Below are 16,315 nucleotides of genomic sequence, written 5' to 3' on the forward strand. Positions count from 1 at the left end.
CGGTGCCGAGGAGGAGGAGAGCCCACGGGGACTCCCCTCCTTCGGCGGCGGTTGTCACCGCCGCCACGGCCGTCTCACCCCGCCTCGACCGTCACAGCCGTCACAGCCGCGGGTCGACCGGCTCCGACTCCAGTGCGAGCACCGCGAAGACCGGCTCGTGCACCCGCCACAGCGGCTCCCCCGCCGCCAGCCGGTCCAGCGCCTCCAGGCCCAGCGCGTACTCGCGCAGCGCCAGCGAGCGCTTGTGGCCCAGCGCGCGCAGGCGCAGCCGGTCGAGGTGCTCGGTGTAGTCCGGACCGTAGATGATCCGCAGGTACTCCCGGCCGCGCACCTTCACCCCGGGCTGCACCAGGCCGCCCGGCCGGCCCTCGCCCCGCGCGGTGCGCACCAGCGAGGCCAGCGGCTTGACCACCATGCCCTCGCCGCCCGCCGTGGTCAGCTCCTCCCACCAGGCGGTGGCGGCGGCCATCGAGGCCTCGTCCTCGGTGTCCACCAGGATCCGGCGGGTGCGGTGCAGCACCGGCTCCTTCCGGTGCTCCGGGGTCTCCGCGGTGGCGACGGGGTGCGGCGCGTCGGGCGCGTCGGGGGCGTCGGGGGCGTCGGGGGCTTCGGCGGCCACCAGGCGGTCGATCCAGGCCAGGTGTTCGTCGTGCGGGCGCACCGCGAGGTTCGCCCCCTCGGCCGCCAGCAGCTGGAACGGCGCGAGCCGGATGCCCGACAGGCCCTCGGTCGGCCAGCAGTAGCGCCGGTACGCCTCGGTGAACGCCCGCGCGTCGGCCGCGCGCTGCCGCTGGCGGGCGGTCAGGCCGGCCAGGTCCAGGCCGCGCCCGGCCGCCCGCTCCAGCGCGGACAGCACCTCCGGCAGGGCGGCGCCCGCCGCCGCGCCGACCGCCGCGTACTGGCGGCGCAGCAGCTCCACCGCTTTCAGCGACCAGGGCATCAGCTCGGCGTCCAGCAGCAGCCAGTCGCTGGCCAGCTCCTCGAACAGCCCGGATCGCTCGGCGGCGGCCCGGACCCGGTCGAGCACGGCGCCGGTCAGCTCCTCGTCGGCGAGGAAGGCACGGCCGGTCCGGGTCCAGATCGCGCCGGGTCCGGCCACGCCGAAGCGGCGCTCCAGTGCGGCCCCGTCCCGGGCGACCAGCAGCACCGCGCGCGAGCCCATGTGCTTCTCCTCGCAGACCAGGTGCCGCACGCCGTCCGCCCGGTAGCCGAGGAAGGCCTCCTCCGGGTGCTCCAGGTAGCCGTCCCGGCGGGAGGTCGCGCTCGGCGCCATCGTCGGCGGCAGGTAGGCGAGCAGCCGCGGGTCCAGCGCGAAGCGGCTCATCACCTCCAGCGCGGCGGCCGCGTTCTCCTCGCGGACGGCCACCCGCCCGTGCAGCCCGGTCTCGACGATCCGGCGCCCCGCCACGTCGGCGAGGTCCAGCGGACGGCCCTCGCGGGCGCCCGGCGCGTCGGTGATCAGCGGGCGCACCGGGGCGTACCACTCGCGCTCGGCCTCGACGCTCACCAGCTCGCGTTCCGGGTAGCGCAGCGCGGTCAGACTGCCGCCGAAGACGCAGCCGGTGTCCAGGCAGACGGTGTTGTTGACGAAGCTCGCGGCCGGCACCGGGGTGTGGCCGTAGACCACCAGCGCCCGGCCCCGGTACTCCTCCGCCCACGGGTAGCGCACCGGCAGGCCGTACTCGTCGGTCTCGCCGGTGGTCTCCCCGTACAGCGCGTGCGAGCGGACCCGGCCGGAGTTGCGGCCGTGGAACCGCTCCGGCAGCCCGGCGTGGCAGACCACCAGGGCACCGCCGTCCAGCAGGTAGTGGCTGACCAGGCCGCGCATGAACGCGCGGGCCTCGGCCCGGAACTCCTCGCTCTCCCCGGCCAGCTGTTCCAGTGACTCCTGGAGGCCGTAGGCGACGTTGACCTTCTTGCCGTCCAGTGCCCGGCCGAGCTTGTTCTCGTGGTTGCCCGGCACGCAGAGCGCGTGGCCGGCCGCCACCATGCCCATCACCAGGCGCAGCACGCCCGGGGTGTCGGGGCCGCGGTCGACCAGGTCGCCGACGAACACGGCGGTGCGGCCCGCGGGGTGCGCGGCGTCCACCGGTCGGCCCCCGGCATCCCGGGTGAGGGCGTAGCCGAGCCGGGTCAGCAGGGTCTCCAGCTCGGAGCGGCAGCCGTGGATGTCCCCGACGATGTCGAACGGGCCGGTGAGGTGGCGCAGGTCGTTGTAGCGCTTCTCCAGCTCGATCCCGGCCGTCGCCACCTCGGCCTCGCCGCGCAGGACGTGCACCTTGCGGAAGCCCTCGCGCTCCAGGCCCCGGAGGGAACGGCGCAGCTCGCGGTGCTGGCGGGGGATCACGTGGGCCGGCAGCCGGCGGTCCGGGCGGGAGCGGTTGCGCTCGGCGCACACCCCCGGCGGGACGTCCAGGACGATCGCGATCGGCAGCACGTCGTGCTCGCGGGCGATCGCGACCAGCTGACGGCGGGCCTCGGGCTGCACGTTGGTGGCGTCCACGACGGTCAGCCGGCCGGCCGCCAGGCGCTTGCCGACGATGTAGTGCAGGAGGTCGAAGGCCTCGGCGGAGGCGGACTGGTCGTTCTCGTCGTCGGCGACCAGGCCGCGGCAGAAGTCGGAGGAGACCACCTGGGTGGGCAGGAAGTGGCGGCGGGCGAAGGTGGACTTGCCCGCGCCGCTGGTGCCGATCAGGACGACGAGGGAGACGTCGGTGACGGGGAGGCGGCGAGGGGTGGCACTCTCCGCGCTGTCCTGGTCCTGGTCCTGGTCCTGGTCCTGGTCCTGGTCCTGGTTCTCGTTCTGGTTCTGGTCCTGGTTCTGGTCCTGGTCCTGGTCGTCGCCAGGGGTGGGGGTGCCGGTCGGGTCATCGGTCATCGGGGCTCGCCTCCTTCTCCTTCGGGCGTCGTGGCCGCGGCGGGCGCGGGCATCGTCTCGGGCGTCGTGGCCGTGGCGGGTCCGGTGGCCGCGGCGGGTCCGGTGGCCGTGGCGGGCGAGGCGGTCGTGGTGAACAGGGCCAGCTGGGTCGGGGCGCCGACCTCCTCGTCCTCCGGGCCGACCGGGCGCAGCTCCACGGTGTAGCCGTACGCGGCGGCGACCTTCCCGGCCCAGGCGCGGAACTCGGTCCGGGACCACTCGAAGCGGTGGTCGGCGTGCCGGACGGCTCCCGCCGGCAGGCTCTCCCAGCGGACGTTGTACTCGGCGTTCGGCGTGGTGACCACGACCGTCCTCGGCCGGGCGGCGCCGAACACCGCGTACTCCAGCGCGGGCAGTCGCGGCAGGTCCAGGTGCTCGATCACCTCGCACAGCACCGCCGCGTCGAAGCCCTTGAGCCGGGCGTCGGTGTAGGTGAGCGCTCCCTGGGCCAGGGTCACCCGGGCCGCCTGACGCTCCGACAACCGCTCCAGGCCCAGCTTACGACTCGCCGCCCGCAGCGCCCGGGCGGAGACGTCCACGCCGAGGATCCCGGTGAACCGGGCGTCCTTGAGCAGCTCGCCGATCAACTCGCCCTGGCCGCAGCCGAGATCGGCGATACGGGCGGCGCCGTTCTCGCGCAGCACGGTGAGGATCGCGGCGCGGCGCTGCTCGGCGAGGGAGGGCTGCCTGGGCTCCGGCCGCTCCCCGGTCGCGCCTTCGGCCCCATCCCCGGCCTCCTCCTCGGGCCGGTCGTCGACCGCGTTGTCGATCTCCTCGACCTCGCGGTCGTCGGCCTCCGCCAGCCGGGCCAGCTCCAGGCGCTCCATCGCGGCCCGGGTCAGCGACCAGCGCCGGGCCAGGTAGCGGCGGGTGATCAGGGCGCGCTCCGGGTGGGCCGCCAGCCAGCCCTGACCGGCGGCGAGCAGCTTGTCCACCTCGTCCGGGGCGACCCAGTAGTGCTTGGCACCGTCCAGCACCGGCAGCAGCACGTACAGCTGGTGGAGCGCGTCGGCGAGCCGCACCGCCCCGGAGGAGAGCGCGATCCGCACGTAGCGGGACTCGCCCCACTCGGGGAACGACTCGTCCAGCGGGATCGCCGTCGCCTCGACCTGCCAGCCCAGCGGTTCGAACAGCCGGACCACCAGGGCCGGGCCGCCACCGTCACCTGTGCCGTTGGCGGGCACGGCGGGCAGTTCGATCCGCAGCGGGCGGGCCCGCCCGGGCAGTTCGGGGCGGGCCGGGCAGGCACCCTTCATCGCGGACCGGAACACCGTCCGCAGCGCCACCGCGAGCAGCGAGGACGCGGCGTACGGGCGATCGTTGACGTACTGGGAGAGCGCGAAATCGGGCGAACCGCCGCGCCCCCTTCCGTCGCCCCGGCCCTTGCGGACCAGTGCGACCGGGTCGATGTCCAGCAGCAGCGCCGCCGTGCAGACCTCGTCCCCCGCCTCGGGGTAGAAGACGTGGGCCTCGCCGTGCGACGTGGTGAACCGCTGGACCTTGTCGGGGTGCTTGTGCAGCAGGAACCCGAGGTCCGTGGCCGGGTCCGCGGCGCTGCCGGTGGTGGAGATCGACATGAACACCCGCTGAAGTATTGCCCAGCGCCGGCGCTGCGAGCACGGGGTTTTCCCGCCCCTCGGGCCGCCGACCAGCACGTCCGAACGGCGCGTCCGCCCGGTGGGCGTGTTCGGCAGCGGGGCTCCGCATTGGTTAACGTGCACGGTGTGACTGCTGAATCCACCTCGCTCGAATCCACCTCCGCGGCGAACGGCGCCGTGGCCGCCGGTCTGGCCACCATCGCCGCCGACGGCACCGTCCTCGACACCTGGTTCCCCGCCCCCGCGCTGACCGCCGAGCCCGGCCCGGCCGGCACCGTCCGCCTGACCGCCGAGCAGGCCGAGGCCGAGCTCGGCGCCGGCGCGGCCGAGGCGCTGCGCGCCGACGCGCGCCGTGGCGTCGAGGTGGTCGCCGTGCGCACCACCATCGCCTCTCTGGACGAGAAGCCGCTCGACACCCACGACGTGTACCTGCGTCTGCACCTGCTCAGCCACCGTCTGGTGAAGCCGCACGGCCAGAACCTGGACGGCGTCTTCGGCCTGCTGGCCAACGTCGCGTGGACCAGCATCGGCCCCGTCCCGGTGGACAAGGTCGAGCAGGCCCGCCTGGCCGTGCGCGCCCAGGGCGGCCAGCTGGCCGTGTACGGGATCGACAAGTTCCCGCGGATGACCGACTACGTCGCCCCGACCGGTGTGCGCATCGCCCACGCCGACCGCGTCCGGCTCGGCGCGCACCTGGCCGTCGGCACCACCGTGATGCACGAGGGCTTCGTCAACTTCAACGCCGGCACCCTGGGCACCTCCATGGTCGAGGGCCGGATCAGCGCGGGCGTCGTCGTCGGCGACCACAGCGACATCGGTGGCGGCGCCTCGATCATGGGCACCCTGTCCGGCGGCGGCAAGCAGGTCGTCTCGGTCGGAGAGCGCTGCCTGCTCGGCGCCAACGCGGGCATCGGCATCTCGCTCGGCAGCGACTGCGTGGTCGAGGCCGGCCTGTACGTGACCGCCGGGACCCGGGTCACCACCCCGGACGGCACGGTGGCCAAGGCCGTCGAGCTGTCCGGCCAGGACAACCTGCTGTTCCGCCGCAACTCGCAGAGCGGCGCGGTCGAGGTCATCGCCCGCTCCGGCTCCTGGGGCGGCCTGAACGCCGACCTGCACGCCCACAACTGACCTGCGGGCAGTGGTCGTTGGGGTCCGGCGCCGCGCGCTGCCGGGCCCCTTTCGCCATCCGGCCCCTCCTTCCGCATCCCGTTCTCCGTTCCTCTCACCGCCTCCTCAGGAACTCCTGAGGACCACCAGCCGCTGGGTCGCCCTGGTCATCGCGACGTAGCGGTCGACCGCTCCCTCGACGCCCCCGCCGAACGCCTCCGGATCGACCAGGACGACCAGGTCGAACTCGAGCCCCTTGGACAGCTCCGGGGTCAGCGACCGGACCCGCGGCCGCGCCTCGAAGCCGGGCAGGCCGATCACACAGGCGATCCCCTCGTCGTGCTCGGCCAGCCAGCCGTCCAGGACGGCGTCCAGCTCCGCCAGCGACCCGTGCACGACGGGGATTCCGCTGCTGCGGACGGAGGTCGGCACATTGGCGTCCGGCAGTGCGGCCCGGATCGCGGGCTCGGCCTCGGCCATGACCTCCTCCGGCGTCCGGTAGTTGATGCTCAGCGAGGCCACCGTCGTCCGGTCGAGCCCGATCCGCTCCAGCCGTTCCGGCCAGGACTCCGTGAAGCCGTGCCTGGCCTGCGCCCGGTCCCCGACGATGGTGAAGCTCCGGGACGGGCAGCGCAGCAGCAGCATCTGCCACTCCGCGTCGGTCAGTTCCTGGGCCTCGTCCACCACGATGTGCGCGAACGGCCCGGCGAGCGGCTCCGGGTCGGCGACGGGCAGGGCCGTCTCGTCGACCAGGGTGTCCTGGAGGTCGCGCCCGCGCAGCATCGTCACCGCGCCCTCGCCGTCGTCGTCGGCCTGCAGCAGGTCACCGATGACGTCGGCCATCCGCGCGCGCTCGGCGGCCGCCGCGGCCTCCCGCCGGCGCCGGCGCCGGTCCGCCCCCGGATCGCCGAGCCGCTGCCGGGCCGCGTCCAGGAGCGGCAGGTCGGACACCGTCCAGGCCTGGGGCGCGTCCTTGCGCTGGAGCCTGCGGACCTCCTCGGGTGCGAGCCGGGGCGCGCACATCCGCAGGTAGGCGGGCACCGACCAGAGGTCTCCGACCAGGTCGGCCGCTTCGAGCAGCGGCCAGGCCCGGTTGAGCGTCTCGGTCAGCTCGCGGTCCTGCCGCAGCGACCGGCGGAACAGCTCGGGCGAGACCCCCTCGTCCTCGTCCAGCTTGTCCATCAGGATCGTGGCCAGCTCCTCCCAGATCTGCTCGCGGGCCTCGTTGTGCGGGGTGCCCGGGTCCGGCGCGTCGAACGCGTCGGACCAGTCCTCGGCGCTCAGCCAGAGGTCGGCCCAGTGGGTGGTGACCTCCATCCCCTCGGTGGGCGGCTCCTCGTAGAACCGGACGGCCTTCTCGATCGCCTTCACCATGTCGACCGAGGACTTCAGTCGGGCCACCTCCGCGTCGGCCTCCGCCCCGGCCTTCGCGCCTTCGGCGACGAGGTCCCGCACGGTGCAGGTGCGCACCCCCTCCTCGCCGAGGCTCGGCAGGACGTCGGCGACGTAGGCCAGGTAGGGCTGGTGCGGGCCGACGAACAGCACGCCGCCGCGTCGGTGGCCGAGCCGGGGGTCGGAGTAGAGCAGGTACGCGGAACGGTGCAGGGCGACGACCGTCTTGCCGGTGCCCGGGCCGCCGTCGACGACCAGCGCACCCCGGGACCCGGCCCGGATGACGGCGTCCTGGTCGGCCTGGATGGTGGCCAGGACGTCCCGCATCCGGGCCGACCGGCCGCCGCCCAGGCCGGCGATGAACGCGGACTGGTCGTCCAGCGCGGCGTGCCCCTCCAGAGCGTCGGCGGCGAACACCTCGTCCCAGTAGTCGGCGATCCGGCCACCGGTCCAGCGGTACCGGCGCCGGCTCACCAGGCCCATCGGATCGGCGTGGGTGGCCGCGAAGAACGGCTCGGCCGCGGGCGAGCGCCAGTCGACCAGCAGCCGGCGCCCCTCGCTGTCGGTGAGGCCGAGCCGCCCGATGTACACCGGCTCCGGGTCGTCCGCGAGGACGACCCGCCCCAGGCACAGGTCCAGGCCGAAGCGGCGCAGGGCGCGCAGCCGCCCCGTCAGCCTGTGCACCTCGACGTCCCGGTCCATCGCCTCCCGGCCGAGGCCGCCCGGCGCCCGGCGCAGCGCGTCGAGGCGGCCGGACAGCTCGGCGACCGACTCCTCCAGGCTCTCCGCGACAGCCGCGAAGTGCCGCTCGTCCTCGCCGATCAGCGCCGGGTCGGCCTTGGCGGCGAGGCGGGCGGGAAGGTCGAACGCACTGGTGGTCCGGCTGTTCATGGCATCAGCTCCGATCTGAGGCCTGCGATTGTGCGCCACCACTGGGGCCTTGCCGCAAGACCCCCCATGCGCTATACGTTGAGAGTGGCAAGGGGTGGGTTCTCCCCCAGGTCATCTCCCACTCGTCTCCGGATCGTCTCCGGCTCCTTTCCGGGCGTGTTCGACCACGCCCTCCTCCGCATCGCCGATCACCACCCCGCTTCGCGCCGGGCGGGCACGGCCGCGCCTAGCCGAGGTGGTGCCGCCACGGCAACCCCGGCTCACCCGGGAGGCTTACCGCGCAACCGAGTTGGACCGCATCGGGTGGTGTCCGGGTGACGGCCTCCGGGGCGGTTCGTTGAGTGCAACGGCGGGGGTGGGTGCCCCGGTGGCGGGCGACTGCCGCCTCCCGCCGTGCGGTCCGAGCCACCGTCGGCCGCTCCACACCGCACCACCGATCCGAAGAGGTCCCGTCATGTCCGAACCATCTGCCACGCCGCAGCTCCCGAGCAGCCCGTCGGGCTCGGCCGACGGCACCTCGGCCGGACCCGCCACCCCCAAGAGCCTGCTGGAGCAGATGCAGGAACTGCTCGCCTCCGTCACCGCGGACCTCGCCGAACTCCAGGGCTCCGTCCCCGGAAGCACCGGCTCCACCGCCTATCCGACCGGCACGGACACCTCCGACACCTCGGGCACGCCCGGCACGCCGGGCACCCGGTAGCCCACCACCGGTTCCTCCTCGGCCGGCCCGCCCTCACCGGGCGGGCCGCCGCCGGAGGGCGAGCCGCTGCCGCTCGCCGCGCCGCCACCGCCCGGCGGATCCGCTTCGCCCGGCGGGCCGAGCCTGACCACCAGTAACGGCGCCCCGCCGCCGGCCTGCTCCCGCTCCCGTTCGGCCCCGCCGAGCGCCGCGGGCTGCGCTTCCCCGGCCCGGACCGCCGCCGCACGCAGCCGTACGGTCAGGTCCTTGCACTCCGACACCGCGTCCACGCCGTCGATGCACGTCCAGTAGAGGCTCTCGGTGTCCGCCCCGCAGGCCAGCACCACCAGCGTCTCGCCGACCTCCTGGAGCAACCCGTCCAGCGCCCCCAGGGCCGGCGCCAAGTCCCCCAGGTCGGTGAGCCGCGCGGCCCGGCCGCCGCTCACCAGGGCGGCCCGGACGACGGAGCGGTCCAGGCAGACCGCCGCGTGCGCCCCGGCTTCGGACAGCTGCTGCCCCAGCCCGGTGAGCTCCTCGTCCTCCGACTCCGCCAGCCTGGCGCCCACCGCCTCGGTGAGCAGCGCGGCCTGCCGCGCCTCGGCCAGCACGTCCGGTACGTGCCTGGCCTCGGCCAGGGCGTGCCGGGCCGTCTTGATCAGTCGCAGCGCCTCCATGGCCACCGCTCCCCTCGCTCGCTCGCTCGCTCTCGCCGTCGACCCGGCCGCCGGAAGGGGCGGCCCGAGTGGTGACGGCTGGTCACGGCGAAAGCGTGCGAGGAAGAGTGCGGACGCGCATCCACGTTGTCAGAAGCTGTGGAAAACTCGGGGATTGTGGATAACTTCCATCCCTCACAAGGGTTGGTCGTCCACGTCCGAGTTGACGCCGACCACATGGTCGACGGTGTCGACCGAGTCCGTCGGCACCGGGAAGCGGAGTTCGTTCCGCTCGATCTTGGCCGCCAGGGCCTCCAGCGGATCCACCCCCACCGCCGTGCAGAACTGCAGCAGGTACGCCAGCACGTCCGCGACCTCGTCGTGCACGCGGTGGGCGCGCTCCGGGTCGGACATCACCGCGTCGGCCTGCTCGGGCGTCAGCCACTGGAAGATCTCCAGCAGCTCCCCCGCCTCCACGCTCAGGGCCGCCGCCAGGTTCTTCGGGGTGTGGAAGGGCTCCCACCGCCGGGCCGCCGCGAAATCCACCAGCCGCTGCCGCAAGGCCTCCACGGTGGGCTCCGCCGGCCCCGTCACTCGTTCGCTCACCCCTCCAGGTCTACCGCATCTCGGCCCGCCGCCCCAGCGCCCGACGGAAACGCCCCGCCGCCCGCCGGGGATCCGGCCGCCCCCTCCGGACCCGCCGACGGCTCCGCCGGCCCCCGCGCCGGCTCCTCCGCCGCGCGATCCGCGCCCCCGGCCGACCGGCCCGCGCCCGCCACCGCACCCCCGTCGGCGCCGCCGGCCCCGTCCTCCGCCTCCCCGGCCGCCTCCCCGCGCCCGCCCTGCACCGGCACCCGCGCGGTCTCCGGCCGCAGCACCGTGAACCCCGAGTCCGGATCCCGCCGGCACTCCACCAGCACCACTCCGCCCCCGGGCGAGCCGCCCAGCACCTCCCGCGCCGCCACCGGCTCCTGCAGGGCCGCGACCACCCGCAGCTGGCTGCGCTCCGCCATGTCCCGGGCCAGCCTCAGCAGCGTGGCGGTCTGCTCAGCCGAGAGCCCGGCGCCCAGGTCCTCGGCCAGCACGGTGAGCTGCCGGTGCGCCCAGGGCACCTCGGCGGCCACGTCGAGGTCCAGGACCCCGGCCCCGGTCAGCAGCACCGCGGCGAAGGCGAGGTGGCGCAGCATGCCGTCGGAGGCCTGGTCGGCCCCGGTGCGCCCGAGGACGCCCTCGTCGAAGACGGCGAGGACCCGTCGCACGCCCGCGCTCTCCCGCTCGGCCAGGGTGAGCCCGAGCAGCGGGTGCGGGGCGGCGGACTGCACGGCGCGCAGCAGCTGCCCGTACCGGCGCGGGCACTCGTTGCTCAGCCGGGCGACGACGGCGGAGATGTTGGCGGCGTTGCTGCGCAGCCGGGCCTGCGGGTCGGACCGGGCCCAGCCGCGCATCAGTGCGGGGACGGGGTGCAGCGGGAAGACCTCGCGCAACGCCGTGAGCAGGTCCTCGGTGGCGGCGAGGACGAGGCACTCGCCGGCCGACGAACCGGCGACCCGCAGCGGCAGCTGCGCGGTGATCATCGTGCCGCTGGGGAACGGCGCCCGGATGTCACCCTGACGGGTGTCGTTGTGCCAGCAGACGTTGACCCGCCGGTTGCGGACGTCCTGCTCGCCGGTGTCCATCAGGGTCCGGCCGTCGAGGGTGAGCGACTCCCGGGCGATCCGGACCGGGCCGTCGGTGCGGACCACCAGGTCGAGCCGGATCAGGCCGTGCGGCGAGCGGACGGTGCAGCCGAGGATGATCGCGTCCCGCCCGTGCGGCACGCACCCGTCCAGGCCGCCGCGGACGGGCTCGGCGAGCGGACCGGTGCGCCCGGGCAGCCCGTCCAGCGAGTCGGCGATCTCCTCGCCGAGGGCCAGCCGGGACAGCACGGCCAGGGCGTCGAGGGCGTTGGACTTGCCGACCCCGGCGGGTCCGTGCAGCACGGTGAGGGGCGCGAGCGGCAGCACCGCACGCCGGTAGGACTTGAACGAGGTGAGCCGGAGCTCCTCGACGGTGGGGCGTGGCACGGGCGGCCGGTCGGGCCGCGGGGCGCCCGCTCGGAGGTGGGACGGCCCTGCGGGCCTGGTGGCGTCGCGGTTCACCCGTCGGACGTTAGCCGCAGGCCGACCGGCAGAAACGTGCCTGCGCGCCAGATTCATCCCAACGTGGCGCTTTCACCCCGACTTCACCCCGACGAGGCGCTCGGCTTCACCCCGACGAGGCGCTCGGCTCCATCCCGACGAGGCGTTCAGCGCCGGTACGCGGCCACCGTCACCGAGGCCGTCACCTCGACCGGATCCGGCAGCCCCGCGAGCGCGGCACCGAGCCGCTCCGGGTCGGTGTGCCAGGCGCTCGGCCCCATGCCGACGACGGTACGCACGTCCTGCGGGCCGAGCCGCAGGGTGAACTCGACCTCCCGCCGCCCCACGGGCTCCAGGTACGGCCCGAGCTTCTCGTCGATCCGCCGCTGCTTCTCCTCGTCCACCGACAACAGGCCCAGGGCGTCCACGAGTTCGCGCAGGTGGCGGGCGGTCGGCGAGACCAGCAGCAGGGTGCCGCCGGGGCGCAGCACCCGGCGGATCTCGGGCCCGTTGCGCGGGGCGAACACGTTGAGCATCAGCTCGGCCGAGGCGTCCCGCAGCGGCAGCGGACGCCAGGCGTCGCACACCACCGCACCGATCCGGGGGTGTGCCCTGGCGGCGCGGCGCAGCGCGAACTTGGAGATGTCCAGGGCCGCGCCGACCGTGCCGGGCAGGGCGTCCAGGACGTGCGCCAGGTAGTGGCCGGTGCCGGCACCGAGGTCGGCGACCAGGCCGTCGGAGTCACCGGCGACGACGGTGGAGGCCTCCTGCGCCAGCGCCTCGGCGATCGGCCGGTAGTGCCCGGCGGCGAGGAAGTCCGCGCGGGCCGCGACCATCTCGGCGGTGTCCCCGGTGCCGGTGTGGGCGTCGCCGGCGAGGAGGCTGACGTAGCCCTGCTTGGCGAGGTCGAAGCTGTGTCCGGCCGGGCAGCGCAGGCTGCGGTCGTGCCGGGTGAGGGCCTGCGCGCAGTGCGGGCAGGCCAGGTAGCGCTCGATGTCCTGGAGCAAGGTTCCGTCTTCTCTCGCCGTACGCCCCGGCCGGTCGGGGTGCCAGCCAGCCTAACGACCTCGGCGGACCCGCCGCCCCGGCCCGCCGCCCCCGCCCGGCGCCTCAGCGCGCAACCGACCAGGACGGCGGGCCCTACCCCACGCCCCTCCCGGGCCCGAGCCCCGCCCCGAGTCCCGCCCCGAGTCCCGCGAGCGCCCGCCCAGCGGGGCCGGGCTGCACCCCGACCCGCTGTGCCCCGACCCGCAGCGCCAGCGCCACGAGCGCCTCCGGCGCGCCGGGGCGGCCACGGACCCCGGGAAAGGCGTTGACGTCCACGATGACCGGCTCGGCGGGTCCGTCGACCAGGTCGACCCCGTACACGTCGAGCCCGAACACCTCGCCGACGCGCAGCGCGAGCGCGGCACGGGCGGCGGACGGCTCCCAGTCCTCCGCCCGCCCCGACTTCCCCGTGCCGGTGGCGAGTTCGGACTGCCGCCGGGCCGCGAACACCTGTCCGTCGACCACCCAGAGCTTCTGGTCCCAGCCGGTCCCCGGGACGAACGGCTGGGTGACGACCGGCTCCTCGGGCCAGCGCTCGGCGAGTTCGCGCAACCGGGCCGGCCCGTCCACCCGGGCGACCAGGTCGTGCCGCCTGCTGTGTCGGCTCTTGACCACGAACGGGTAAGCCGGGTCGACGAGTTCGCCCAGCCGACCGACCGCCTCCGTGTCCGCGAAGGGCAGCCCGGCAGCGCGGGCGAGGTCGGCCATCCGCACCCGGTCCTGGCACAGCCCGGTGGCCGCCGCCGAGTTGACCACCGGCGCGCCCCGGCGTTCCAACTCCTCTGCCAGCGCCAGCGCCTGGGGCGTGCGGGCCTTGAGCAGGTAGACGTCCGCGAGCCCCGTCACGGGCCCCGCGGGCGGGACGGTCGTCACGTCGTGCCCCCGGCGCACCAGCAGGTCGGCCACCGCCGCCAGCACCGGATGCCCCGGGTCGCCGGTGATCAGCCCGACCTTCACAGCAACTCCCCTTCACCGAAGCCGAATTGCCCGTACGGTTCGGCACCCGCGGGCACCAGCTCGACCGGCCCTCCGGGCACCAGTCCGGCGGGCCCGCCGGGCACCGAGACGGCCGTCCCGCTGCGCGCGAGCCGCAGCACCGCCCGGGCGACCCGGGCCACCGCGTCCGGCACCTGCCGGAAGCTCGGGAAGTCGTTGACGTCCACCACCACCGGCCCGTCCGGCCCCAGCAGCACGTCGACCCCGAACAGGTCCAGCCCGAACACCTCGCCGACCTGCGCCACGATCCGCGCGACGCTCCCCGGCAGCGGCACCTGCCGTTCCCGCACGCCCTGCCCGGGGTGCAGCGGAGAGGAACGTTCCGTCGCGAAGAGATCGCCGTCGATGCAGTACACCTTGAGGTCGGTCCCGGAGTTGGGCACGTACGGCTGCGCGATCAGCAGCCCCTCCCCCGCCAGCTCCGGCCCGACCTCCAGCAGCTGGTCGGGGCTGCGCACCAGCCGGACGGCGCGCCCGGAGCTGCCGTCGGCGGGCTTGACCACCAGCGGGTACTCGGTGGCCGGGATCTCCGCCAGCCGTTCCCAGCGCGCGGCCGCGTACGTCACCGGGACGGGCAACCCGCGGGTGCGGCCGATGACCGCGGCGAGCGCCTTGTCCCGGACCCCGCGGATCGATCGCACGTCGTTCACCGTGGTGAGGCCGACGGCGGCGGCCGACTCCAGCAGGGTCAGCCCGGGCCCGCCGGACACGGTCTTGAGCACCCAGGCGTCGTGGCTGCCGGCCCGCACCTCCTCGGAGATCGCCAGCAGCGAGTCCCCGGGGCGCAGCACGTCCACCCGGTGCCCCCATGCCGTGAGTTGGCGCGCCACGTCGAGCGGCATGCCGTCGCGCCGGTAGTGTTCCTCCACCAGAAAGCAGAGCCTCATGGGCCTGTCTTCCCCCTTGCCTCGCCTAGTGCAGACGTCCGCCGTCCCCCTCGGCAGAGCTGTAAAGGCTTCAGCATGCACGCTCTGCTCGCACAAGATCGCTGCGGGCGGGTAAGCGTTCGGCAACAATCGGCCCCCGAAGGGCGGAGCGGCCCCGGAGGGACGCCGAGGCACGGCGGAACGCCGAGGCACGGGAGTTCCCGGACGTGCCCCGGTAATCCGGTGGCAGCACCCGTCCGCCCCTGCTTGGATGCACGCCGTGAACCCTGCCGATCATGTTCCCGACCGCCCCCTGCTCGACGAGATCGAGTGCTACTACGATGCCGTGCCGCGCAGCGCCGCCCGCGCCGAGGACTTCGGACCGCTGACCCTGTTCGTCCGCGACGGGGCCGGCTGGCCGTACTACGCCCGCCCGACGCTCGGCCACACCGGCCCGGCCGCCACCGCCGAGGACGTCCGCCGGGTCCTGGAGCGGCAGCGGGAGCTGGGCGTGCCGGAGGCCTTCGAGTGGGTGTCCGAGCAGAACCCGGAGCTGCGCGCGGCGGTCGAGGCGGCGGGCCTGACGGTGCACGAGCACCCGCTGCTGGTGCTGGGCCCGCAGGACGAGGCGGCCCCGGCACCCGAGCTGCCGGAGCGGGTGGAGGTCCGGGTGCTGGCGCCGGACGTGCCGGAACTGGCGGCCGCGGTCGCCGTGCCGCACCTGGCCTTCGGCGATCCGGGCACGGCCATCGGCCGGATCGGCACGGACGAACTCACCGAGGCCGCGGCGCAGTCGACGGCCGACGGTACGGTCGAGCAGATCGCCCGGCGGATCACCGCCGGCGCCACCGTGCTGGCCGCGGCCCTGGAGGACGGTACGGCCCTGTGCGCGGGGCAGCACAACCCGGTGGGCCCGGTCACCGAGGTGGCCGGGGTGGGCACGCTCCCGTCCGCTCGCCGCCGCGGGCTGGGCCTGGCGGTCACCGCGGCCCTGGTCGCGCACGCCCGCGCGAACGGGGTGCGGACGGTGTTCCTGTCCGCGGCCGACGAGGACGTCGCCCGGATCTACCGCCGGGCCGGCTTCCGCACCTTCGCGACGGCCCTGATCGCGGAACCCGCCTCGTAGCAGGAACCCGCCTCGTAGCAGGAGCCCGGCCCGTAGCAGGAGCCCGGCCCGTAGCAGGAGCCCGCCACCGAGCAGCAGCCCGCCGCCCGGCAGGAGTCCACCGCACGACGCCCCGGAAGACCCCGACGGGGACGGCGCCGATCAGTCGTCGTCCTCGTCCTCGTCGTCCGCCCCGGTGACCTCCTCCCCCTCCGCCTCGTCCACCACCCAGGCCGCCAGCCGCTCGGCGACGCCCGACACCCCGAGCCGTCCCTCGCGGATGGCCCGGGAGAGGCTGCGCACCTCGCGGGCGGTGGTGGCGACGGTGCAGCCGCTGGCCACGAGGTAGGCGTAGGCGACGGCGGTCGCGAAGAGCTCGTTGGTCTTCTCCAGCGCGGGCACCCGGATCAGCTGGTGCATCAGTGCGGCGGCGCGGTCCTGCGGTTCGGGGTAGACCGCGATGTCGAATATCTCGGCCTGGTGGCGGGTGACGGCCGCGAGCAGCGAGCCGTAGTCGGTGACCTGCGGGTCACCGGGGGTGTACTGCTCGGCGGTCATGAGCAGCCACGAGAGGTCGACCTCCAGCTTCAACGGCGCACGTCCTGGAGGTCGCCGGGCTCCGCGAACTCGGCGAGGAAGGCCGACTCGTACTCCTTCATGAACTGCGCGGCCGCGTCCACGAAGGCCCGTCCGGACTCGCCCATGTCCTGTTGGACCAGGCGCTCGATGTACTGGTTCATGGAGATCCCCTGCTGCTCCGCCCGTTCCCGGGCCATTTCGGCGGTCGTGGCGTCGACCCGCACGTTCAGCTGCTTCTTACCCATGCCGCTCAAGCTAGCGCTCAAGTGCTAGCACAACAAGGGCGCACGCACACCGCCCGCACACCTGCCGCACGCCCCCGCGCAACCTCACCGTCACCGGGAATCCCGACCTCGTCGAGCCCC

The 16,315-nt window shown here is 74.8% G+C and carries 14 protein-coding genes; 3 read left to right on the forward strand and 11 right to left on the reverse strand.

The window, feature by feature from the left end; translation table 11 throughout:
* Positions 1–100: 100 nt before the first annotated feature.
* Together ABZ449_RS31255 and ABZ449_RS31260 are read right to left on the reverse strand one after the other, a co-directional pair.
* A complete protein-coding gene (locus ABZ449_RS31255; RefSeq protein WP_360352888.1) occupies positions 101–2,878 on the reverse strand; it encodes a polynucleotide kinase-phosphatase in 2,778 nt (925 codons plus the stop codon).
* The gene (locus tag ABZ449_RS31260) at positions 2,875–4,500 is read right to left on the reverse strand and encodes a 3' terminal RNA ribose 2'-O-methyltransferase Hen1 (protein ID WP_360352890.1); all 1,626 of its coding nucleotides are present in this window, start codon (positions 4,498–4,500) and stop codon (positions 2,875–2,877) included. Before ABZ449_RS31260 ends, ABZ449_RS31255 begins: the two co-directional genes overlap by 4 nt.
* Positions 4,501–4,641: 141 nt before the next feature.
* On the opposite strand from ABZ449_RS31260, the gene dapD reads away from it, so the two are divergent.
* Complete coding sequence (dapD, locus tag ABZ449_RS31265) at positions 4,642–5,646, forward strand: 2,3,4,5-tetrahydropyridine-2,6-dicarboxylate N-succinyltransferase (protein WP_360352892.1); 1,005 nt, start codon at positions 4,642–4,644, stop codon at positions 5,644–5,646.
* A 105-nt stretch (positions 5,647–5,751) separates the two neighbouring features.
* Here the strand turns inward: dapD and helR are convergent, their stop codons facing one another.
* Positions 5,752–7,908, reverse strand: coding sequence for an RNA polymerase recycling motor ATPase HelR (helR, locus tag ABZ449_RS31270; protein WP_360352894.1), 2,157 nt, complete (start codon positions 7,906–7,908; stop codon positions 5,752–5,754).
* A 454-nt stretch (positions 7,909–8,362) separates the two neighbouring features.
* On the opposite strand from helR, the gene ABZ449_RS31275 reads away from it, so the two are divergent.
* Entirely contained in the window at positions 8,363–8,608 is a 246-nt protein-coding gene (locus ABZ449_RS31275; protein WP_360352896.1) for a hypothetical protein, read from the forward strand.
* On the opposite strand, the gene ABZ449_RS31280 is transcribed toward ABZ449_RS31275, so the two are convergent.
* The 6 genes from ABZ449_RS31280 to ABZ449_RS31305 form a co-directional block, all read right to left on the reverse strand.
* The gene (locus ABZ449_RS31280; protein WP_360352898.1) at positions 8,545–9,261 is read right to left on the reverse strand and encodes a DUF6099 family protein; all 717 of its coding nucleotides are present in this window, start codon (positions 9,259–9,261) and stop codon (positions 8,545–8,547) included. The two genes, ABZ449_RS31275 and ABZ449_RS31280, sit on opposite strands and share 64 nt — an antisense overlap.
* Positions 9,262–9,435: 174 nt before the next feature.
* Positions 9,436–9,846 carry a nucleotide pyrophosphohydrolase gene (locus ABZ449_RS31285; protein ID WP_360352900.1) on the reverse strand — a complete coding sequence of 137 codons (411 nt, stop codon included), beginning with the start codon at positions 9,844–9,846 and terminating at the stop codon, positions 9,436–9,438.
* A complete protein-coding gene (locus tag ABZ449_RS31290; RefSeq protein ID WP_360352902.1) occupies positions 9,843–11,303 on the reverse strand; it encodes an ATP-binding protein in 1,461 nt (486 codons plus the stop codon). The genes ABZ449_RS31285 and ABZ449_RS31290 overlap by 4 nt, the downstream gene beginning before the upstream one ends.
* A gap of 221 nt (positions 11,304–11,524) precedes the next feature.
* Positions 11,525–12,364, reverse strand: a complete 840-nt coding sequence (locus ABZ449_RS31295) for a putative RNA methyltransferase (RefSeq protein WP_360352904.1) — start codon at positions 12,362–12,364, stop codon at positions 11,525–11,527.
* Between the two features lie 133 nt (positions 12,365–12,497).
* Positions 12,498–13,361, reverse strand: coding sequence for an alpha-L-glutamate ligase (locus ABZ449_RS31300; protein WP_360352905.1), 864 nt, complete (start codon positions 13,359–13,361; stop codon positions 12,498–12,500).
* Positions 13,358–14,287 (reverse strand): ATP-grasp domain-containing protein, encoded by a 930-nt coding sequence (locus tag ABZ449_RS31305; RefSeq protein ID WP_360352907.1) that lies wholly within the window; start codon positions 14,285–14,287, stop codon positions 13,358–13,360. Before ABZ449_RS31305 ends, ABZ449_RS31300 begins: the two co-directional genes overlap by 4 nt.
* Positions 14,288–14,537: 250 nt before the next feature.
* Here ABZ449_RS31305 and ABZ449_RS31310 point away from each other — a divergent pair, with 250 nt between their 5' ends.
* Positions 14,538–15,392: a GNAT family N-acetyltransferase gene (locus tag ABZ449_RS31310; protein ID WP_360352909.1), complete on the forward strand. Its 855-nt coding sequence runs from the start codon at positions 14,538–14,540 to the stop codon at positions 15,390–15,392.
* A gap of 141 nt (positions 15,393–15,533) precedes the next feature.
* Here ABZ449_RS31310 and ABZ449_RS31315 read toward each other — a convergent pair whose 3' ends face one another.
* Both ABZ449_RS31315 and ABZ449_RS31320 read right to left on the reverse strand, forming a co-directional pair.
* Entirely contained in the window at positions 15,534–15,962 is a 429-nt protein-coding gene (locus tag ABZ449_RS31315; protein WP_360352911.1) for a fic family toxin-antitoxin system, toxin component, read from the reverse strand.
* The gene (locus ABZ449_RS31320) at positions 15,959–16,195 is read right to left on the reverse strand and encodes a toxin-antitoxin system HicB family antitoxin (protein WP_355260484.1); all 237 of its coding nucleotides are present in this window, start codon (positions 16,193–16,195) and stop codon (positions 15,959–15,961) included. The genes ABZ449_RS31315 and ABZ449_RS31320 overlap by 4 nt, the downstream gene beginning before the upstream one ends.
* Between the last annotated feature and the right edge of the window lie 120 nt (positions 16,196–16,315).

The organism is Kitasatospora sp. NPDC005856 (genome assembly GCF_040629945.1).
In the GTDB taxonomy this organism is placed as follows: Bacteria; Actinomycetota; Actinomycetes; order Streptomycetales; family Streptomycetaceae; genus Kitasatospora.